The 22970-nt window shown below is 32.1% G+C and carries 18 protein-coding genes; 10 read left to right on the top strand and 8 right to left on the bottom strand.

The genetic code is table 11. The features are described 5' to 3' along the window. Positions 1–501, top strand: a 501-nt coding sequence (gene hprK / locus CHL78_RS15710; protein WP_116041562.1) for an HPr(Ser) kinase/phosphatase, incomplete at its 5' end; no start/stop codon positions are given. A gap of 56 nt (positions 502–557) precedes the next feature. On the opposite strand, the gene CHL78_RS15705 is transcribed toward hprK, so the two are convergent. The 8 genes from CHL78_RS15705 to CHL78_RS15670 all read right to left on the bottom strand — a co-directional run bounded on the left by CHL78_RS15705 (position 558) and on the right by CHL78_RS15670 (position 12082). Beyond that, positions 558–2348: an NADH-dependent [FeFe] hydrogenase, group A6 gene (locus tag CHL78_RS15705; protein WP_094368962.1), complete on the bottom strand. Its 1791-nt coding sequence runs from the start codon at positions 2346–2348 to the stop codon at positions 558–560. A 13-nt stretch (positions 2349–2361) separates the two neighbouring features. Further along, positions 2362–4236, bottom strand: coding sequence for an NADH-quinone oxidoreductase subunit NuoF (locus CHL78_RS15700; protein ID WP_094368963.1), 1875 nt, complete (start codon positions 4234–4236; stop codon positions 2362–2364). Positions 4237–4261: 25 nt separating this feature from the next. Then, the gene (locus tag CHL78_RS15695; protein WP_094368964.1) at positions 4262–4759 is read right to left on the bottom strand and encodes an NADH-quinone oxidoreductase subunit NuoE family protein; all 498 of its coding nucleotides are present in this window, start codon (positions 4757–4759) and stop codon (positions 4262–4264) included. A 281-nt stretch (positions 4760–5040) separates the two neighbouring features. Continuing rightward, positions 5041–6789, bottom strand: a complete 1749-nt coding sequence (locus CHL78_RS15690; protein WP_094368965.1) for an NADH-dependent [FeFe] hydrogenase, group A6 — start codon at positions 6787–6789, stop codon at positions 5041–5043. 35 nt (positions 6790–6824) lie between these two features. Continuing rightward, positions 6825–8705 carry an NADH-quinone oxidoreductase subunit NuoF gene (locus tag CHL78_RS15685; protein WP_094368966.1) on the bottom strand — a complete coding sequence of 627 codons (1881 nt, stop codon included), beginning with the start codon at positions 8703–8705 and terminating at the stop codon, positions 6825–6827. Between the two features lie 13 nt (positions 8706–8718). Continuing rightward, positions 8719–9216 (bottom strand): NADH-quinone oxidoreductase subunit NuoE family protein, encoded by a 498-nt coding sequence (locus CHL78_RS15680; protein WP_094368967.1) that lies wholly within the window; start codon positions 9214–9216, stop codon positions 8719–8721. 292 nt (positions 9217–9508) lie between these two features. Next, positions 9509–10993 (bottom strand): cardiolipin synthase, encoded by a 1485-nt coding sequence (cls, locus tag CHL78_RS15675; protein ID WP_094368968.1) that lies wholly within the window; start codon positions 10991–10993, stop codon positions 9509–9511. Between the two features lie 225 nt (positions 10994–11218). Then, positions 11219–12082, bottom strand: a complete 864-nt coding sequence (locus tag CHL78_RS15670) for a formate/nitrite transporter family protein (RefSeq protein ID WP_094368969.1) — start codon at positions 12080–12082, stop codon at positions 11219–11221. Positions 12083–12383: 301 nt separating this feature from the next. Between CHL78_RS15670 and CHL78_RS15665 the strand changes: the two genes are divergently transcribed. From CHL78_RS15665 to CHL78_RS15625, 9 genes are all read left to right on the top strand, one after another. Next, positions 12384–13181: a formate/nitrite transporter family protein gene (locus CHL78_RS15665; protein ID WP_094368970.1), complete on the top strand. Its 798-nt coding sequence runs from the start codon at positions 12384–12386 to the stop codon at positions 13179–13181. 195 nt (positions 13182–13376) lie between these two features. Then, positions 13377–14291, top strand: a complete 915-nt coding sequence (murB, locus tag CHL78_RS15660) for a UDP-N-acetylmuramate dehydrogenase (protein ID WP_094368971.1) — start codon at positions 13377–13379, stop codon at positions 14289–14291. 3 nt (positions 14292–14294) lie between these two features. Next, the gene (locus CHL78_RS15655; RefSeq protein ID WP_094368972.1) at positions 14295–15008 is read left to right on the top strand and encodes a PHP domain-containing protein; all 714 of its coding nucleotides are present in this window, start codon (positions 14295–14297) and stop codon (positions 15006–15008) included. Positions 15009–15026: 18 nt separating this feature from the next. Then, complete coding sequence (gene rapZ / locus CHL78_RS15650) at positions 15027–15884, top strand: RNase adapter RapZ (protein WP_094368973.1); 858 nt, start codon at positions 15027–15029, stop codon at positions 15882–15884. Between the two features lie 13 nt (positions 15885–15897). Then, positions 15898–17010, top strand: coding sequence for a gluconeogenesis factor YvcK family protein (locus CHL78_RS15645; protein ID WP_094368974.1), 1113 nt, complete (start codon positions 15898–15900; stop codon positions 17008–17010). Between the two features lie 65 nt (positions 17011–17075). Continuing rightward, the gene (locus tag CHL78_RS15640; RefSeq protein WP_094368975.1) at positions 17076–17501 is read left to right on the top strand and encodes an NUDIX hydrolase; all 426 of its coding nucleotides are present in this window, start codon (positions 17076–17078) and stop codon (positions 17499–17501) included. 16 nt (positions 17502–17517) lie between these two features. Continuing rightward, positions 17518–18471: a DNA-binding protein WhiA gene (whiA, locus tag CHL78_RS15635; RefSeq protein WP_199534088.1), complete on the top strand. Its 954-nt coding sequence runs from the start codon at positions 17518–17520 to the stop codon at positions 18469–18471. A gap of 110 nt (positions 18472–18581) precedes the next feature. Then, on the top strand, positions 18582–22121 hold the full coding sequence (locus tag CHL78_RS15630; protein ID WP_094368977.1) for a DNA polymerase III subunit alpha: 3540 nt from the start codon (positions 18582–18584) through the stop codon (positions 22119–22121). Positions 22122–22326: 205 nt separating this feature from the next. Further along, a partial coding sequence (locus CHL78_RS15625; protein ID WP_147295835.1) for an ATP-dependent 6-phosphofructokinase occupies positions 22327–22970 on the top strand: 644 nt, incomplete at its 3' end.

Here is a 22970-nt window from a genome sequence, read left to right as displayed (position 1 = left end):
TTAGTAGATGTATATGGAATAGGTGTTTTAATAAAAGGAGAGAGTAGTATAGGTAAGTCAGAGACTGCACTAGAATTAATACAAAGAGGTCATAGATTAGTAGCTGATGATGCAGTAGAAATAAATAAAATAGATGATACTATACTTGTAGGGCAATCTCCAGAGCTTTTAAGACACTTCTTAGAAATAAGAGGTATAGGTATAATAGATGTAAGAAGCTTATATGGAGTAGGGGCAATTAAAACCTCTAAAGGTATAGATTTAGTAATTCATTTAGAAGGATGGAATGAGAGCAAGTACTATGATAGATTAGGTTTAGATAAAGAATATGAAGAAATACTGGGTGTAAACTTAGAAAAACTAGTAGTTCCAGTTAAGCCAGGTAGAAATACAGCGATGATTATAGAGGTTGCAGCTATGAACTACAGACAAAAGGGCATGGGATATGATGCAGCTCAAGAATTTACTAAGAAATTATCTCAATTAATAGATACCAAATAATAATCTAGAATTAAATTAAAAAGGCTACCTAAAATTTTAGGTAGCCTTAAAATATATTAATCAGCTGTAACCTCTGCAACTTCAAGAGTTTCAGTTGTAGCATTAGCATATACTTTACTTTTATCAAAATAATGAGTGTGTAGTAATTTATGAGCTACTTCTCCGTAAGGTTCTCCTAAGAAATCATTGTAAAGAGCAACTATAGCAGGGTTGGTATGAGATTTACGAAGTTGCTTGCTACCATCAATATTATATAGTCCAGCAGCACGTTTTTTAATTATATCGTAATCTCCGTGATGATAAGGCTGACCACCACCAGCAACACATCCTCCAGGGCAAGCCATAATTTCTATAATATGATACTTAGAATTACCAGCTCTTACTTCATCCATAACTTTTCGGGCATTTCCAAGAGTACTAGCAACACAAACATTTACCGTAGTACCAGCTATATCAACACTAGCTTCTTTAATACCTTCAAAACCTCTTACTTGAGTGAAATTAACGTTATCTAAAGTTTCGTCAGTTACCCATTCATAAGCAGTACGAAGAGCAGCTTCTAGAACACCACCAGTAGCACCGAATATATCAGCTGCACCAGTAGATTCTCCTAGTGGGATATCAAAGCATTCATCTTTAAGGTTAGATAAGTCAATGCCAGCTTCTTTTATCATTTTGGCAAGTTCCCTAGTAGTTATAGACATATCAACATCTAATACATCATCTTGACCTAGTTCTTCTCTAGAGCATTCATATTTTTTAGCCACACAAGGCATTACAGAAACTACATACATATCTTCAGGTTTTATATTTATTACTCTAGGTGCAAAATAGTTTTTAGCTATTGAGCCAAACATTTCTTGAGGTGATTTACAACTAGATGGAAGATTTAACAGGTCTGGATAAGTGTATTCTACAAAATTTACCCATGCAGGACAGCAACTTGTTAATATAGGAAGATTTTTTCCTTCTTTTAATCTGTGGATAAATTCAGAAGCTTCTTCCAATATAGTAAGGTCAGCTGCAAAGTTTGTATCAAATACATATTTAAACCCTAAAGCACGAAGAGCAGCTACCATTTTTCCTGTAGATATGGCTCCAGCCTCTAGGCCAAACTCTTCGCCGATTGCAACTCTTACTGCAGGAGCAACTTGAACAACAACAGTTTTATCCTTTTTATCTAGAGCATTCCAAACTTGATTAACGTTATTAACCTCAGTTAAAGCTCCAGTAGGACATACTGCTATACATTGACCGCAATAAGTACAGTTTGTTTTAGTCATAGGATCATTAAAGAATGTTGATACCATAGTTTCGAAACCACGATTAACACCTGATAAAGCTCCTACAGTTTGTATTTCATTGCACATAGTTTCGCATCTTCTACATAATATGCATTTGTCATGATACTTAACTATAGATTTAGAAGAAGTATCCATACCCAATTCAGTTTTAGTACCTTTGTATTTGATCTCTCTAATACCTAAATCTTGAGCTATGTCTTGTAGTTCACAGTTACCATTTTTTTCGCAGATTAAGCAATCTTGAGGATGATCTGATAATAGAAGCTCAACAACCTTTTTACGAGCTTTAAGAGCACGAGGAGTATTAGTTTGAACTTCCATTCCTTCTTTAGCATTAGTGGCACAAGCTGGCACTAATCCTCTTGCAGTATCTACCATACATACACGGCAAGATGCACATTTATTATGTACATTTATTTCATCCATATGTAGGTTACATAGAGTTGGTATTTTAATCCCTAAATTTTTGGCAGCATCTAATATTGTAGTATCACGCTCAACACTTGTAGATTTTCCGTTTATAGTTAAATTTACTAAACTCATTAAGTATCCCCCCTTATTTCTTAATTATAGCCTTAGCTTTGCAACTGCTCATACAAGCACCACATTTTAGGCATTTAGAAGTATCAATCTCATGTTTTTCTTTAACCTTACCAGTTATACATCCAGCAGGGCAAACTCTAGCACACTTAGTACAACCGATACATGCATCTGTTATAATGTAATCAAGTAATGACTGACACTTGCCAGAAGGACATTTTTTATCAACAACATGAGCTTTATACTCATCATAGAAATAGTGAAGAGTACTTAGTACAGGGTTAGGAGCAGATTTACCTAAACCACATAGAGAAGTGGTTTTTATTGTATTAGCAAGCTCTTCGAGATCAATTAGATCTTGTTCGTCAGCTTTACCATCAGTTATTTTAGTTAATAATTCAAGTAATCTCTTGTTACCTATACGACAAGGAGTACATTTACCACATGATTCTTCTACAGTAAATCCTAAGAAGAATTTAGCTATATCAACCATACAATCGTTGTTATCAAGGATAAGCATACCACCAGATCCCATCATAGATCCTAGAGCACTTAAGTTATCAAAATCTATTGGAGTATCTAAATAATCAGCAGGTATACATCCGCCAGATGGACCACCAGTTAAAACAGCCTTAAATTCATGACCATCAGGTATGCCACCGCCGATATCATAGACAATATCTCTTAAAGTAGTACCCATTGGAACTTCAACAAGGCCAACGTTACTTATTTTTCCACCCAAAGCAAATACCTTAGTTCCAGATGATTTTTCAGTACCTAAACCTTTGTACCATGAACCACCATTATCAATTATTGATGGTATATTAGCAAAAGTTTCTACGTTATTTGAGCATGTAGGAACATCCCATAGACCTTTATAAGTAGAGCTATAAGTTTTCATTCTAGGTTCACCACGGTTACCTTCTATAGAACGCATTAATGCAGTACCTTCGCCACAAACAAATGCACCAGCACCATATTTAAGTTCTATATCAAAGTCAAAACTAGTTCCTAAAATATTTTTTCCTAATAATCCTAGATTGTTAGCCTGATTTATAGCTAGTTTTAATCTTTCTATAGCCAGAGGGTATTCAGCTCTTATATATATATACCCAGTATCAGCACCCGTAGCATATCCACAGATAGCCATAGCCTCAAGGACTTTATGAGGATCACCTTCAAGTACAGATCTATCCATAAATGCACCCGGGTCACCTTCATCGGCATTACATACTACATATTTTTGATCAGAAACAGATTTCTTAGTAGCTTCCCATTTTATACCTGTAGGGAATCCGGCACCACCTCTACCTCTAAGTCCAGAAGTTTTAACTTCTTCTATAACATTTTCAGGAGAAAGGTCAGTTAAGCATTTACCCAGAGTGGAGTAACCACCATTAGCTATGTAATCTTCAACTTTTTCTGGATTAATATAACCGCAGTTATGAAGTGCAATACGTTTTTGCTTTTTATAGAAAGCCATATCTTCAGATTTAGTAACCTTTTCACCAATAGAGGCTTCATGGAATAATAATCTTTCTACAAGGTTTTCATTTACTAAATGTTCTTGGACTATTTCTTTGGCATCATTAGATCCGACTTTAACATAAAAAACGTTATCAGGACAGACCTTTACTATAGGTCCTTGAGCGCAGAAACCAAAACAGCCTGTTAGGCAAACAGATACAGAATCTTCAAGTCCGGCATTTTTAATTTCTTCATTTAAGCTATCTATTATAGGCATACTATTAGCAGCTCTACATCCAGTATCACCGCAAACTAGTAACTCTCTTTTTTTATTATTTTGAGTTACATTATTCCTCACAGATAGGCTTGGTTTTAATTCAGTACATAAATTCTTTAGTTCATCAAATGATTTGATTAGACTCATATAAAATCTCCCCCCCTTATACCCATTAACAATTTACTTCAAGTGCTTTATACTCATTTATTATGTCTTCAACTTGATCTAGTTTAACATGTCCATATACTTTACCATTAACAACTACAACGGGAGCTAAACCACAAGCGCCAACGCATCTTAATCCTTCTAATGAGAACTTCGAATCTTTGGTAGTTTCCCCTGATTTTATACCAAGAAGGTCCTCAAATTTTTCAAGTATTTTATCAGATCCCTTTACAAAGCAAACAGTACCTAAGCAAACACTTATTTTATATTCTCCCTTTGGCTCAGTAGTGAAGTAAGAGTAAAAACTAACAACACCGTAGACCTTAGCAGGAGATAAATCCAGTTTTTCAGCAACATATAGCTGAACTTCTCTAGGAAGGTATCCGAATATACCTTGGGCATGATGGAGAACTTGAATTAAAGCTCCATTCTTAGTAGGTAGAGAATTTATAAATCCATCTAACTCGTCAAATAAATTTTTGTTGCGATCAACAAAATTACACATAGAGAACCCCCTTATAAAAAGTAAGAATAAATTACATTGATGAATTATAGATTGTCTAAAATAAATAGTACTCTAATTTTATGATAGCACAATAGCTATATAGGTAGAAAGTAATATAGCGATAGTTAAAAAAAAAATTATCGAAAAATTTAGTATATTTTGCTTAATAGACATATTTTATAATCTATACCCAAAATATATTAGAAATATAAGAATATATGACATTTACCAATAAAATACTAGATTAAAATATTCCCCCTAAATAAAGAGGGAATATCTTTTTATTTATTAGCAAAAGAATTACTTTTATCTGAATAAGTGGTATGAAGATATTTATGAGCGCAAATACTAGATGGTTCACCAAAGAAATCATCATAGATTTTAATAATAGAAGGATTTCCATGAGATTTGCGAAGTGGTTTATTCTCATCTATCTTATACAGTGCACAAGCACGAGCTTTAATTTTATCATAATCTCCACCATGATAAGGCTGACCACCACCAGCTACACATCCACTAGGACAAGCCATTATTTCTATTATATGATATTTTGATTTTCCATTTCTAACATCATCCATTAGCTTTTTTGCATTGCCTAAATTACTAGCGGCGCAGATATTAATTACAAGTCCATTAATATCTAGGCTGGCTTCTTTTATTCCTTCAAATCCTCTTACATCAATAAAATTAATGTCTTTTAAGTCATCTTCAGTAATCCATTCATAAGCAGTACGAAGAGCTGCTTCTAAAACGCCACCAGTAGCTCCAAATATATCTGCAGCACCTGTGGACTGTCCTAGAGGATTATCAAAAGATTCTTCAGGTAGAGTGCTGAAATCTATTCCAGCTTCTTTTATCATCTTAGCAAACTCTCTAGTAGTTATTACTATATCAACATCCAAAGTTTCACCTTGACCTAATTGTTCTCTAGAACATTCATACTTTTTAGCTACACAAGGCATGATTGAAACTACAGTTATATCATTAGGTGTTAAGCCTATAGATGGAGCAAAATAATTTTTAGCCACAGAGCCAAACATCTCTTGTGGAGATTTACAAGTGGATGGAAGATGAAGTAAGTCGGGATAGTGATGTTCTAAATAATTTATCCAAGCTGGACAACAGCTAGTTAATATAGGCAGATTCTTTTCTTCTTTTAATCTATTGATAAACTCAGAAGCCTCTTCTATAATAGTAAGATCGGCAGTATAGTTTGTATCAAATATATATTTAAAACCGAGAAGACGTAGGGCAGAAGCTATCTTGCCTGTAGTTATAGTACCAGGAGGGAAATCAAATTCTTCTCCTAGAGCTACTCTTACAGCAGGCGCAATCTGAACTATACAAGTTTTACCTTTCTCGTATATAGAATCCCAAACCTTAGGAATATTATTAACCTCACTCAAAGCACCAGTTGGGCACACTGCAATACATTGGCCACAAAATGTACAATCTGTTTCTTTTATTGGAGTATCGAAAAATGTTGATATTATAGTCTCAAATCCGCGGTTTACACCAGATAGAACACCAACTTGTTGAATATTATTGCACATGGATTCGCATCTTTTACATAGAATACACTTACTATTATCTCTAATAATAGATTCGCTAGATGTATCACGTGTATCATTAGAATTAGATCCTTTAAACTCGATATCTCTAATACCTAAATCTTGAGCAATTTGTTGTAAATCACAATGACCACTTTTTTCACATGTTAGACATTCATGAGGATGGTCTGATAATAGAAGTTCCACTATTATTTTACGAGCTTCTAATGCACGAGAGCTATTGGTTTCGATTATCATACCTTCTGAAACATTAGTGGCACAAGCTGGAACTAATCCTCTAGGTGTATCTACCATGCATACACGGCAAGATGCACATTTATTTTCAAGATTTATATCATTCATATTGAGATGACATAAGTTTGGTATATTTATATTAATAGTTTTAGCTGCATTTAATATTGTGGTTTCTTTTGGAACTGAAATGGATTTTCCATTTATTATTAAATTAATTAAACTCATCAAACCGCCCCCTTGAATTAATTATCGAATGTGAATTATTGTTTAGTTATAGCACTAAACTTACAGTTATCCATACACGCTCCACATTTTAAGCACTTACTAGAATCTATAACATGTTTTTCTTTGACTTTACCAGTTATACATCCAGCAGGACAAATCTTAGAACACTTAGTACACCCTATACAAGCATCAGTTATTACATACTCAAGTAGATCCTGACATTTTTTGGATGGACACTTCTTATCTATAACATGAGCTAAGTATTCATCATAGAAATAATTTAGAGTACTTAAAACCGGATTTGGAGCACATTTTCCTAGACCACATAAGGATGTAGATTTAATAGTAGAGGCAAGCTTTTGTAGTTTATCTAAGTCTTCAATAGTTCCATTTCCTTCTGTTATCTTAGTTAGGATTTCAAGTAACCTTTTATTACCTATACGGCAAGGGGTGCATTTTCCACATGACTCTTCAACAGTAAACTCCAGAAAAAATTTGCATATATTAACAATACAATCAGAATCATCTAAAACTAACATACCACCAGAGCCCATCATAGATCCGATTTCGCCCAAGCTTTTAAAATCTATTGGAGTATCTAGGTGTTTACTCGGTATACATCCGCCAGATGGTCCGCCTGTTTGAACTGCTTTAAATTGACGACCGTTAGGAATTCCCCCGCCGATTTCAAAAACTATTTCTCTCAGAGTAGTTCCCATAGGAACTTCAACAAGACCAACATTATTTATCTTTCCTCCAAGTGCAAAAACTTTTGTTCCTTTAGAGTCATCAGTACCATAACTAGCAAACCAATCTGAACCTTTATTGATGATTATTGGAATATTAGCGAAGGTTTCAACGTTATTTACACAGGTTGGTTTATCCCAAAGACCTTGTATAGCATACACGTAAGGTTTGAGTACTGGCTCACCACGGTTACCTTCTATAGAATTTATTAAGGCACTACCTTCACCGCATACAAATGCACCAGCACCATATTTTAGCTCTATATCGAAGTTGAAACCTGTGCCAAGTATATTTTCACCTAAAATACCACAATCTCTAGCTTGGTCTATGGCAATTTTCAATCTATCGATAGCTAGAGGGTATTCCGCTCTTATATAGATATAACCTGTATCAGAACCTATTGCATATCCACAGATAGCCATTGATTCTAGAACACTGTGAGGATCTCCCTCAAGAACAGATCTATCCATAAATGCACCTGGGTCACCCTCATCAGCATTACAAATTACATATTTTTGTTTAGAAGGTGCATTTTTAGTAGTGGTCCATTTTATGCCTGTAGGAAATCCGGCTCCACCACGACCTCTTAGACCGGAAGCTTTCATTATATCTATTACCTCATCCTGAGATAGAGAAGTTAAACACTTGCCAAGAGCCGTATATCCATCATTAGATATGTATTCATTAATATCTTCAGGGTTTATGTGGCCACAGTTTCTAAGGGCTATACGAAGTTGCTTTTTATAAAAAGACATATCATCATGCTTTTGAACTTTTTTATGATCAAGATCTGGTTCTTCAAATAATAGTCTTTCAACGACTTCGTTACTTATCAGATGACTGTTAACAATTTCATATGCATCCTCAGGTCTTACTTGGATGTAGAACACATTGTCTGGAAATATTTTTACAATAGGTCCTTTTGCACAAAATCCAAAACAACCTGCTAAATGAACAGTAACTGCATCCTCAAGATTTGATTCTTTTATATGTTTTTTTAGATTTTCAATGATTATGTTACTGTCAGCAGAGCTACAACCAGTACCCCCACATACAAGAATTTCTCTTTTATCAATATGGGAAAAAGTACAATGTTCTCTTAACTTTAATGAAGGTTTTAATTCTTTAACTAAAGATTGTAACTCATCGAAAGATTTTATATTATTCATACACGAATTCCTCCTAACAACTCGATTCAACTTGATTACAGTAGTCTAAAATTTCTGCAACTTGTTCTGGTCTAGCATGACCATACACCTTGCCATTAACAACAACTACAGGAGCTAGACCACAAGCTCCAACACATCTTAATCCTTCTAATGAAAACATAAGATCCTTAGTAGTCTCTCCAGATTTTATTCCAAGTTGATTTTCAAACTCAGCTAAAACTTTGTCGGATCCCTTAACGAAACAAACTGTACCTAAGCAAACACTTATTTTATACTTACCACGTGGCTCTGTAGTAAAGTATGAATAGAAGCTTACAACACCATAAACTTTTGAAGCTGGAACACCTATTTGTTTAGAAATATGAAGTTGAACTTCTTTAGGCAAATATCCAAAAAGTCCTTGAGCGTGATGAAGAACCTGGATCAAAGAACCTTTTTTCGTAGGTAAAGAGCTGATGAATGTATCAAGCTCATCAAATAGTTGCTTGTTACATGAAACAAAATCACACATAAAAAACCTCCTCCTAAAACAAATAAAAGCAAAAGATAGATAGAGTAATATGAAATATATTATTGAAATTAAGTATGAAAATAAAGAGTTAGAATTTACTAAAATTAATGATAGATATTAATATGAGATGATTAATATATTGAATAAAAAAATATGAAAGAACAGTCTGAAGTGAATTATGATGATATAAATCCTTGATTATATTATTTTATAGATCTGTAGTCAAGAATATGTCAACAAAAAACAGGGATATGCTTTATGAAAATTACATAAAACATATCCTAAATAAGTATTATAATAAAGGTGACAAAAGTCTAGAAATAGATTCTTTAAATCTGATTATTCTAGTTCTGTCGTTGTAGTCATCAAGGGTTATATTCTTACATTTTGTAATGTCATCTTCAAATATACTTTTTTGTTGCTTAGCAATATTAGAGGAGTACATAAATGCGTTTACTTCAAAGTTAAGTGCAAAACTACGAATATCCATATTGGCAGTTCCGATAGAGCAGATAGAATCATCCATAACTACAGTTTTTGCATGTAAAAATGAATTTTTATCATAAGTATATATCTTAGCACCGTACTTTAAAAGCTCTCCTGCATATGAGTAAGATGCCCAATATACAAAAGGATGATCCGGCTTTGAAGGAATCATTATTCTAACGTCTACGCCAGATAAACAAGCTATTTTTAATGTCTCTAAAAGTGTTTGATCTAGAATTAGATAAGGTGTTTGTATATATACATAGTCTTTAGCCTTTTGGATCATTTTGATATATCCATATTTTATTTCTTCTAATTCGCCAGCATCGGGACCGCTAGAAACAATCTGGATACCAACATTGTCAGAAGAAACATAAGTGTAATCTTTATTAATTGAAGAGTCATACTTAAAGTACTTATCTAAATCTAAGTCTTCACGAGTAGTATATCTCCAATCTAATATAAATCTTAAGTTTAAATCTTTTACAGAATCTCCCATAAGCTTTATATGTGTATCTCTCCAACCTCCAAATTTAGAGCTTCTACCTAAATACTCATCTCCTACATTATTTCCACCTACGAAACCTATTTTACCATCAATAACAACAATCTTACGATGGTTTCTGTAGTTAAGATTGAAGTTTACAATTTTTAAAAAAGAAGGGAAGAAGGCACCTACCTTTACACCTGAGGCCCTTAATTGTAAGATGGTTTTATCACTAATAAGCCTACTTCCAACAGCATCATATAGAAGTCTTACTTCTACACCCTCGTGTGCTTTTTGCAGTAAGATATTAATTATCTCACTTCCAATTTTATCATCCTTAAAAATATAAAACTGAATATTTATATAATGCTTAGCTTGTCTAAGGTCTTCGAGAAGTGTATCAAAAAAATCACTAGACTTAGGATAAATAAATACATCATTATTATTGGTAAAATGTGCACTATTAGAATTAGCTAAAGCATAAATCATATCTCTATGCTTCGCGACGCTACCATTAAGATTAGAGTGGTACTTTAATCTAAATTGTGTATCTAATATATTGTTTTTTATTATCTTATCTTCTTTTTCCTTAATTCTAAACATATTATCTTTGGAAACACCCCTACCAAAAATTAAATACATTATAAATCCCAGTGCAGGTACTGCGCTTAGAATTATTATCCAAGCGAACGTAGCCTCAATACTACGTTTCTCTCTAAAAATTAAGTTTAAAATCACTAGAAAGTTGATTACATATATTAATGTAACTATTATTTCATATGCAAAAGTCTCAATAAATAACATATTATGCCAAACCTCCTTGCATTAATAGCATGAAAAATCATACCTTATTAGTAGTATACATATTATAAGCAAAAAATAAATAGATATGATAAAAAAATTGATTGATATGTCAAATTAAAGTAGATAAATAATTTTAGGTATATGCTATTTATAAAATGTTTTATGATAATAAAAAGAGGTTGACTACGAAATGTAGAACAACCTCTGTTATTTTTTATAATTAAATTAAGCAGCTTTCTCAGTACTACTTGCTTTGTCTTCTTTTACAAATAAGAAGTAGTATACACCAGCAACGAATATTGCACCACCTAATATATTACCTATTGTAACAGGGATTAAGTTATTTGCAAACATGCTTGGTAAGTTTATAGCAGCGGCATCAGCAGCAGTCTTATGAGCTGCTTCTAAGTAAGCAGGATTAGTCTTGCTAAATAATCCAGCAAATAAGTAAGCCATGTTAGCAACACTATGCTCAAATCCAGTACATACGAATAAGAATACGCCGAAGAATCCAGTTAATATTTTTCCAGTTACATCTTTAGCACCGTAAGTCATCCAAACTGTAGCACAAACTATCCAGTTACATAATATACCAGAAGCTATTGCTTGTACCCAAGTAAATCCAAGCTTGCCTATAGCATTCTTTACTATAACTCCACCGTAAAGTCCTGCACTCCAATCAAATACACCTGATAAACTAACTAGCCAAGCAACTAAAACACCACCTATTAAGTTACCGATCCATACTAAAGCCCAGTTTTTAAAAGCTTGTCCCCAAGTTACTTTTTTCTTTAAAGCAGCTAAAGTTATAAGTATGTTACCAGTGAATAAATCTGCACCAGCTATTAAAACAAACATAAGTCCAGCAGGGAACATAAGTCCAGCAAGAGCTTTACCTAACCCGTATGTAGCAGGGTTTGCTAATAAGTTGTAAGCTGCACCTACAGAACCTAAAGCACCGAACGCGATATACGCACCAGCAAGGAATGCAGAAGCTAAAACTTTCTTAGTAGGCGTAGTAGCCTTTTTTACACCAGCATTAATAGTATATTCTGCTATTTCAGCTGGAGCTAACATCATTTTTGACATATAAAGTCCTCCTAAAATTTAATATAAAAAGTTAAAAAAATTCCGAAATCATATTGATCGCTTTACGACACAACAGTAGTAATTATACAATAAAAAAAAGGTTTTGTATACATTAAACAAGGTATGTTGGAAATATTTCCTTTTAGGTGATAAATTAACAATAAAAAATAAAATAAATATGTTATTTACTGAAATTATGTATACATGTATATGTTTTAACAATATAAATATATAAGATGTTATAATAATCTTGAATAATTATTAATAATTAATTAAAGCTGAATAAAGTGGGGGTGGAATTATGGACAAAAGATTCTTAACACCCGGGGAAGTAGCAAATGCTACTGTAAATGCAGGTATAAAAAAAGCAGGATTATCGACAAAGTCGTGTATCTTACTAGGTATACTTGCAGGTATTTTTATAGGCTTTGGAGGATTAGCAAACATAATAATTAGCCAGACCTTAGGGGGAATTGATGCTGGTTTAGCGAAATTTGCAGGGGCATCAGTATTTCCTGTTGGACTTATTTTAGTCGTAGTTTGTGGTTCAGAGTTATTCACAGGGAATAATTTGATAGCATTAGCTGTGATGGATAAGAAGGTATCTATAGGTAAGATGTTTAGAAATTGGAGCTTAGTTTGGGTAGGTAACTTTATAGGGTCATTAATCTTAGTAGCTTTAGTTTATTATGGAACTGTGCTAACAGGAGATGCTATGTCTAAATCTATAGGAATAGCTGAATCTAAAGCAGGGCTTGATATTATGAGTATGATTCTAAGAGGAATACTATGTAATATAATTGTTGTCTTATCTGTATGGATGGCAACTGCAGCTCAAGATATTGTATCTAAAATATTTGCATGTTGGTTCCCTATAATGCTATTCGTATTATGCGGATTTGAGCATAGTGTTGCGAATATGTTTTTTATTCCTATGGGAATGGTTCTTGGGGCAAATGTAACCATGGGTGCAATGCTATCTAATTTAGTATTTGTAACTGTAGGAAATATAATTGGTGGTGCAATCATAATACCAATGGTATATTACCATTGCTATTTAAAAAAGGAAAATATTAGAGACGAAGGATTAAATAAGTAATAAAAATTGATATATATATATGATTTTGATTATTAATTAAGCGTTGATACAAGTTGTATCAACGCTTTTGTTTTTTTAAAAGCCATTATATATTGTTATTTTTTTTTTAATACATTATTATATTAAATATATAAAAATAATATAGTGTAAAGTAGATAAACAATGAATAAATAGTGTAAACTAGGAGGAAACATAATGAATAAGGAATATATATATGAAAATTTATTAAATATAATAGATTCAAATGACATAAAAATGGATGAGCCAATGAAGAAACATATATCTTTTAAGGTTGGAGGACCGGCAGATATATTAGTTACACCTAGGACAGAAGAGCAACTTAAAGCTGTTTTAAATTTAATTAAGGAAAAGAATACTCCATACTTAATTATAGGAAATGGTTCTAACCTTTTAATCAAAGATGGAGGAATAAGAGGTATAGTTATAGAACTATCGAACAATTTTAATAGTTTTAAAATAGAAGGAAATAAAGTTGAGGTACAAGCAGGTGCATTACTTTCAATAGTAGGGAAGGCTGTTTTAAAAGAAGAACTAAAAGGATTTGAGTTTGCAGCAGGTATACCTGGAACTTTAGGTGGAGCATTAGCTATGAATGCAGGTGCTTATGGTGGAGAGATGAAAGATATTGTTAAATCAGTAAGATTAATGGATACTGATGGAAATATATTTACGTTGACTAATGAAGAGATGGAGTTTGCATATAGAAAAAGTATAATATCAAGAGAAGATTATATAATTTTATCAGCAGAGATAGAGCTTGAAAAAGGTAACTATGATGAGATAAAAGCAACTATGGCGGACTTTACTCAAAGAAGGGTAACTAAGCAACCTTTAAGCCTACCTAGTGCAGGAAGTACTTTTAAAAGACCTGCAGGGTATTTTGCAGGTAAATTAATAGAAGATAGTGGACTAAGAGGTCTTACTTTAAGAGGTGCTCAGGTGTCTGAAAAACATTGTGGATTTGTTGTAAACCTAGGTGGAGCAAATGCCAAGGATTTACTGGATCTAATGTATGTAGTAAAAAGTACTGTAAATGCTAAGTTTGGGGTAATGTTAGAGGAAGAAGTCAAAATACTTGGAGAGGATTAATCAATGGATATACTAGCAGATTATCATACACATACAATATACAGTCATGGTAAAGGCACAATAGAAGATAATGTAGTAGAAGCTATATCTAAAGGAATAAAAACAATAGGGATATCTGACCATGGATATAAGCATATTACATTTGGTGTAAAAAGAAAAAATATATATCTAATGAGAGAAGAAATTGACAAACTAAATGAGAAATATAAAGAAATAAATATACTTCTAGGAATGGAGTGTAATATATTGGATAATAGTGGTAATATAGATATGGATGATGAAATTAGAAAGCATCTAGACTATGTTATGGCAGGTTATCACTTTGGATCAACTCCAACATCTCTTAGAAGTATGCTAAATCATGGAGATAATTATATTAGAAAAAGCTCTAAATCTAAGGAATATAATACAGAAGCTTTAATAAATGCAATGAGGAAAAATGATATATTTATAATAACTCATCCTGGAGACAAAGGTGATGTTTATATAGAAGAGGTTGCAAAGGTGGCTAAGGAAACTGATACTAAGTTAGAAATAAATAGTAGCCATGGTTATCTTAACTCTAAGCAACTTGAAAAAATAAAAAATATAGGAACCAAATTTATTATAGGTTCTGATGCGCATATACCACAAAATGTAGGCAATTTTAAACTAGCTATGAAAATTATAGAAGAGTCTAAATTAGATGTATCTTTAGTGGAGAATATTAGATTGTAAGTTGAAAGGGGAGTTAGCATGAAGTTTGTAATAGTTACAGGTCTTTCAGGATCCGGAAAAAGTGAAACAATGAGAGCGTTAGAGGATATGGGTTTTTATTGTGTGGATAATTTACCTCCAGCTTTGATCACTAAATTTGCAGAATTATGCTATCAGCCTAATTCAAGTATTGATAAAGTAGCATTAGGTATAGACATAAGAGGAAGAAAATTTTTCGAAACACTTCACGAAAGCTTAAGTTATTTAGAAAAATTAAATTATAACTATGAAATTGTATACTTAGATTGTGCAGATGATGTACTATTAAAAAGATATAAGATGACTAGAAGAAACCATCCACTAGCAAGAAACATGCAAATATCAGAAGGTATTACTATGGAAAGAAGTATAATGGAACCTTTAAAAGAGATGTCAAGCTGTATAATAGATACAACTAATATGAAGCCTAAAGACCTTAAAGAGGAAATTAGCAAGATTTATTCTGTAGGAGAAGAAAATCCTAATTTAACTATATCAGTTGTTTCATTTGGATTTAAACATGGTATTCTTGTGGATGCAGACTTAGTATTTGATGTAAGATTCTTACCAAATCCTTATTATATAGAAGATTTAAGACCGAAAACTGGGGATGATCAAGATGTTAGAGATTATGTAATGGACTCTAAGATTAGTAATGAATTTTCTGAAAAACTTTTAGATATGATACATTTCCTAGTTCCTCAATATATAGAAGAAGGAAAGCATCATTTAGTAATAGGGATAGGATGTACAGGTGGTAGACATAGATCAGTTACTATAACAAACCTTATCTATGATGATTTATCTAAGTTAGGGTATAGGGTAGTCAAAAAACACAGAGACTCTATGTTAAGATAGAGTGGAGGTAAAAATGACAAATATACTTATAATTATAGGGTTAATGGGATGGGTTGCCTTACTAATTTCTATATATCTTTATGTAAAAATAAAGAAAGAAAAAAATGAATCAAAACCAATATCTACAAGAAGTATAAATGATCCTAAGGTTGTAGTTATCGGTGGAGGTACAGGACAATCAATATTTTTAAGAGGATTAAAGCATTTTACTCATAACATAACAGCAGTAGTTACTGTTGCAGATGATGGTGGAGGATCTGGGGTTTTAAGAGAAGACTTAGGAATGTTACCACCGGGTGATATAAGAAACTGCTTGTTAGCTCTTGCTAATATAGAGCCAACTATGAGTGAAGTGATGAAATATAGATTTACAGAAGGAGCTTTGAAAGGTCAAAGCTTTGGAAATTTGTTTTTAGCGGCTATGAATGGGCTTTATGGAAGTTTTGAAACAGCAGTATATAAAATGGGTGAGGTATTTGCTATAACAGGAAGAGTATTACCTGTATCTCTTGAAGATATAAACTTAGTAGCTAAGTTGAAAAATGGAAAAATGGTAAAAGGTGAATCTAGTATACCAGACCAAGTCAAGTCTCAACATAGCCCTATAGATAGGATATACTTAGATCCTAAAAATGCTAAGCCTTTAGACGAAGTTTTAAATTCTATTCTTGATGCTGATATTATTATTATGGGTCCTGGGAGTTTATATACGAGTATAATGCCAAATTTATTGGTAAAAGGCGTAGTTGAAGCTATAAAAAAATCTAATGCACCAAAAGTATATATATCCAATGTAATGACTCAACCTGGAGAGACAGACCAATACAATGTATTAGACCATATAAATGCAATAATAAAGCATACCGGCAAGAAGGATATTATTGACTATATAATAGCCAATAATGAGATGTTACCAGAAGAAATATTTAGTCCATATAAAAAAGACGGAGCTGAGCAAGTATTATTAGACGAAGAACAAAGAAATAAACTGGATGATATGGGAATAAAAACTATAGAAGATAATCTAGTTGAAATAAAGAATAATTATATTAGACATGATGCAAAACACATATCTAGTATAATAGTTAATTTGGCACTAAGTCATAATTACGATAAAAGCAAGTAAAAAAGGATTTTTAATATTTATGTAGAAATTCTTATTATTATGTTAGTTTTAAGGAGTGAACATCTATGAGAGAAGAGGTTAGTGCCGGTGGTGTAGTAATTTTTGGGAACGCTGTACTTTTACTAAGAAAATTTAATGGAGATTGGGTTTTACCTAAAGGAAAAGTTGAAGAAGGTGAAAACAATCAAGAAGCCGCTTTAAGAGAAGTACTAGAAGAAACAGGAGTAAAAGCAGATATATTAAAGTATTTAGGTGAAATACATTATACATTCAAAGAAAACTGGGACGAAAACAGAGCAGTTCATAAAACAGTTTTCTGGTATTTAATGCAAGCAAGAAATATGGATACAGTGCCACAAAAAGAAGAAGGATTTATAGATGCTAAATTTATACACCTAGACAGAGTTGTTGATTTAGCAAGATATGATGACGAGAAAGAAATAATAAAAGTAGCCTTACAAGAGATAAGAAAAAGGCTAAAAAAGAACTAGTTAATGGGTGATAGATATGTCTTTTTCAACTGAAACAAAAAATGAATTATCAAGAGTAACGTCTGAAAATCATTGTTGTAATGTAACCGAATTATCAGCCTTGATTAGGCTAGCAGGTAGCATACAGATTGTAGGATATAGAAAAATAAATTTAAAAATAACTACAGAGTTAAATTCTATAGCTCGTAAAATATTTAAGCTTTTAAAGCAAAATTTTAATATCAATACTACTATTTCGGTAAATAAAAACCAAATGTTAAAAAGAAATAATAGTTATGTTTTGATGGTTACTAGCGAGATGGGAGCTGAAAACCTATTAAGAGAGTTAGGAATTATTGCGCCAGAAGAAGGTTTTTATGCAATTAATAAAGTACCAGATAGTCTTATTAAGCATGATGATTGTACTAGAGCGTTTATAAGAGGAGCATTTCTTGGAGGAGGATCTATAAGTGATCCTGAAAAAAACTACCATATGGAGTTTGTGACTAATAATGAAGATTTTGCAGAATCGTTAAAAAATCTCATAAATTCATTAGGATTTAATTGTAAGATTGTAGCTAGAAAAAGTAATTATGTAGTATATCTTAAGGAAAGTGAGCAAATTTCGGATTTGCTAAGTATAATAGGTGCACACCATGCACTTTTAAGTTTACAAAATACTAAAGTCGTAAAAGAGATGAGAAATAATGTAAATAGAATCGTAAATTGCGAGACAGCAAATTTGTCTAAGACTGTAAATGCATCAGTAAGGCAAGTAGAAAATATTAAGCTTATACAAGATACTATAGGCATTAGCAGTTTACCAGAAAATTTACAAGAGATAGCTCAGATTAGAGTTGAATGTGAAGATATGACATTGAAAGAGTTAGGAGAGATGCTAAATCCTCCTATTGGAAAGTCTGGAGTCAATCATAGATTAAGGAAAATAGAAGAAATTGCTAATGAATTAAGGGGAAGAGAAAATTGTTAAGTAAAATGGGGTTATATTATTGATATAGCCTCTTTTTGTTTCTAATTATAAATTTTGTTTGAGTATAGAGTTTTATGGTAAAATTAAAAAATAAGGCAGGAGGTGATGTAATGAACAAAGATTTTGTTCATCTTCATGTTCATACAGAATATAGTTTACTTGACGGCTTTTCAAGAGTTAAGAAACTAGTGAGCAGAGCGAAAGAATTAAATATGAGTTCTATAGCTATAACTGATCATGGATGCATGTTTGGGGTTATAGATTTTTATAAGACAGCTAAAAAGGAAGGCATAAAGCCTATAATTGGATGTGAAGTATATACTGCACCAAGAGGTTTAAAAGATAAAGATCCAAACTATGATAAGCAGCAGGGGCATTTAATTTTGCTAGCAAAAAATATGGATGGATATAAAAATTTAATTAAACTAGTTTCTACATCTTATGTGGAAGGTTTTTATTATAAACCGAGAGTTGATATAGAAGAATTAAGAAAACATAGTGATGGAATAATTGCACTATCAGCATGTTTAGCAGGAGATGTAGCGCAGTCTCTTATGGATAGAAATTATGAAAAAGCTAAAAAGTATGCTCTTATATATAGAGATATATTTGGAGAAGAAAATTTTTTCTTAGAAATACAAGATCATAATTTACCAGAACAAAGAGAAGTAAACTCAGCTTTAGTTAAATTATCTAAGGAGCTTGATATACCGCTAGTTGCTACTAATGATGTTCATTATGTAAATAAAGAAGACTCGAAAATACATGATGTACTTATGTGTATTCAAATGGGTAAGACTGTAGATGATCCAAATAGAATGAGGTTTGGAAGTGATGAGTTTTATTTAAAATCTAGAGAAGAAATGGAAGAATTATTTCCATATGCATTAGAAGCAATTGATAATACTAGCAAGATAGCTCAAATGTGCGATATAGAATTTGATTTTAACACAATACATTTACCTAAATATGATGTTCCAAAAGGATATTCTCCAAGCACTTACTTGAGGGAATTATGCTTTAAAGGATTAGAAGAAAGATATAAAAAACCAGATCAAGAAGCTATAGATAGATTAAATTATGAACTAGATGTAATTGAAAGAATGGGTTACGTTGAATATTTCTTGATTACTTGGGACTTTATAAACTTCTCAAAAGAAAATAATATAATGGTAGGTCCAGGGCGTGGTAGTGCTGCAGGATCAATAGTAGCATATACTTTAAAGATAACGGATATAGACCCAATAAAATACTCTCTACTATTTGAGCGTTTTCTTAATCCAGAACGTGTATCTATGCCCGATATAGATATAGATTTTTGCTATGAGAGAAGAGAAGAAGTTATAGATTATGTAAAGCGAAAATACGGAGAAGATCATGTTGCACAGATAATTACCTTCGGAACAATGGGTGCAAAGGCAGCCATAAGAGATGTAGGAAGGGTTATGGACGTTGGTTATAATAAGGTAGACAGGATAGCAAAAGAGATACCTTTTGCATTAGGTATGACTATTGATAAGGCCTTAGAAACAAATCCTAATTTAAAAGCCTTATACGATCAAGATAAAGAAACAAAAGAAATTATAGATATATCAAAGCAAATAGAAGGTATGTTAAGGCATGCATCAACACATGCTGCAGGTGTAGTTATATCCAAAAACTCAGTAGATGAATATGTACCATTATATAAACATCAAGATGCTATAACAACACAGTTTACGATGACAACACTAGAGGAGTTAGGTCTTTTAAAGATGGATTTCCTTGGTCTAAGAACTCTTACGGTAATAAGAGATGCATTAGATTTAGTAGAGAGAAAATATGGAAGAAAAATTGATTTTTCTACGATGGATTATGATGATCCTAAAGTATATGAGCTATTATCTTCAGGGAATACACTAGGTATATTCCAATTAGAAAGTGCTGGAATGAGAAGTTTCATGAAACAACTGAAGCCTGACAACTTTGAAGATATAGTTGCCGGAATTTCATTATATAGGCCAGGTCCTATGGACTCTATACCAACTTACATTGAAAATAAAAATAATACAGAGAAAGTAACATATTTACACGAGAAACTAAAACCTATAATGGAAGTTACTTATGGATGTTTAGTTTATCAGGAACAGGTAATGCAGGTAGTTAGAGACTTAGGTGGATATAGTTATGGACGAAGTGACCTAGTAAGAAGAGCAATGGGTAAGAAAAAGATGGATGTAATGGAAGAAGAGAGACAATACTTTATCCATGGAAAAAAAGATGAAAATGGAAATCTTGAAATTACTGGATGTGTTAGAAATGGAGTACCAGAAGATATAGCCAACAAGATATTTGATGATATGATAGATTTTGCAAAGTATGCATTCAATAAATCGCATGCAGCGGCATATGGTGTTTTATCATATGAAACGGCATATTTAAAAGCATATTATCCAGTTGAATTTATGGCAGCACTAATAACTAGTGTTATGGGAAATACTGATAAGGTAGTCGAATATATAAGAGAGTGTAGTGCTTTAAAGATAGATGTTTTGAAGCCTGATATAAATAAGAGTTTTGCTAAGTTTTCTGTAGAAGATAAAAATATAAGGTTTGGATTAGCAGCCGTGAAAAATGTAGGAGTTAACGTTATAAACAATATAATAAATGAAAGAGAAGTAAATGGACATTTTACTGATTTCGTAGATCTTGCAAAAAGATTAGACTCAAAAGATTCTAACAAGAGAGTACTAGAGAGTTTAATAAAATGTGGTGCTTTTGATGAAATAAGTGAAAATAGAGCAACTTTAATGTCCGGATATGAAAATCTATTAGAAAGTATCTCTATGGATAGAAAGAAAAATGTACAAGGTCAAATCTCTTTGTTTGAAGCTTTTGGAACAAGTGAAGAAGCCAAAGAGTTGCAAAATGTAAATACACTTCCAACATTAAAGGAATATGAAGAAAGAGAAAGACTAAATCTAGAGAAAGAAGTATTAGGTATGTATGTTAGTGGTCATCCACTATCTCAATATGAAGAGGAGCTACAAAAAAATACTTCTACAGATAATGGGAAATTAAATGCAATAAAAGAAGATGAAGAATACTATTTAAGTATGGATGAAAAAGATGTTATAATGGGTGGTATGATAGTTACTAAGACTATCAAAACAACAAAACGAAATGATATAATGGCATTTTTAGAACTAGAAGATTTGTATGGAACTATAGAAATTATAGTATTCCCTCAACTTTTACAAAGATATAATGAAATTTTAAATGAAGATAGCATAATATATGTAAAAGGAAGCTTAAGTATAAAAGAAGGGGAAAATGCAAAACTAATAGCTAGAGAATTTAGAGATATTAATGATAAATCAGAGTTTAGGAGTGGTGGTTATGAAAAAAGATATAAAAAATCTCAACCGCAATCGCAGAATACATCTAAAAATGGCTTATATCTTAAAATAAATAGCTTTAAAGATTCAGAAATAATTGATAATATATTAGATATAGCCAAATTATATCCAGGGGATGAAAGTATATTCTTTTATGCAGTAGACACTAAAAAATTGTATAAGTATGGGCAGATTACCGTAAATATATCTGAAGATTTTATAAATATGCTAGAGAAAATTATGCCTAAAGATAATATAAAAATAAAAAACTAAGAAATATAACTAAATTAAAAATATTTTAAAAATAAAAATATAAAATAAGAATAATATGCAAAAATTGTTTCAAATTATGATATAATATCAAAAAATGGATATTTTAGAAGGTTTAATTTTTTTAACTATGATGGGATAAAAAACTAGGTATGGGACGTAAAATGTCCTATATCTGTTTTAAATAGATATCTAGGAGGTAAATACTATGAAAACTATAGGGATATTGACAAGTGGTGGCGACGCTCCAGGAATGAATGCAGCTGTAAGAGCTGTAGTAAGATCCGCAATATACTATGGATGTAAAGTATACGGAATTAATAGAGGTTACAAAGGATTAATTGAAGAAGATTTAAAAGAAATGAATTTATCATCTGTGGGAGATATTATTCATAGAGGAGGAACTGTATTAAAATCTTCTAGATGTGAAGAGTTTAAAACAGAAGAAGGTAGATTATTAGGAGTTAAAGTTTTAAAAAAATATAATATAGATTGTTTAGTAGTTATAGGTGGAGATGGATCATTTAACGGTGCACAAAAATTAAGTGATTTAGGATTCCCAGCTATAGGTATACCTGGAACTATAGATAATGATCTGGCTTATACTGATTATACTATAGGGTTTGATACTGCAATGAATACAATTATAGATGCTATAGGTAAAATAAGAGATACATCTTCTTCTCATGAAAGGGTTAACATAGTAGAAGTAATGGGGAGACACTGTGGAGATTTAGCTCTATATGCAGGACTTGCAGGTGGTGCAGAAACAATAATAGTTCCAGAAATAGATTATAAGGTAGAAGATGTGTGCAAGAAGTTAAAAACTACACAAAAAAGAGGCAAAAGACA

It is taken from the genome of Romboutsia weinsteinii, assembly GCF_002250835.2.
GTDB lineage: Bacteria > Bacillota > Clostridia > Peptostreptococcales > Peptostreptococcaceae > Romboutsia_A > Romboutsia_A weinsteinii.
Note: the sequence above shows the minus strand (reverse complement) of the source record. Positions and strands in the feature narration are given on the sequence as shown.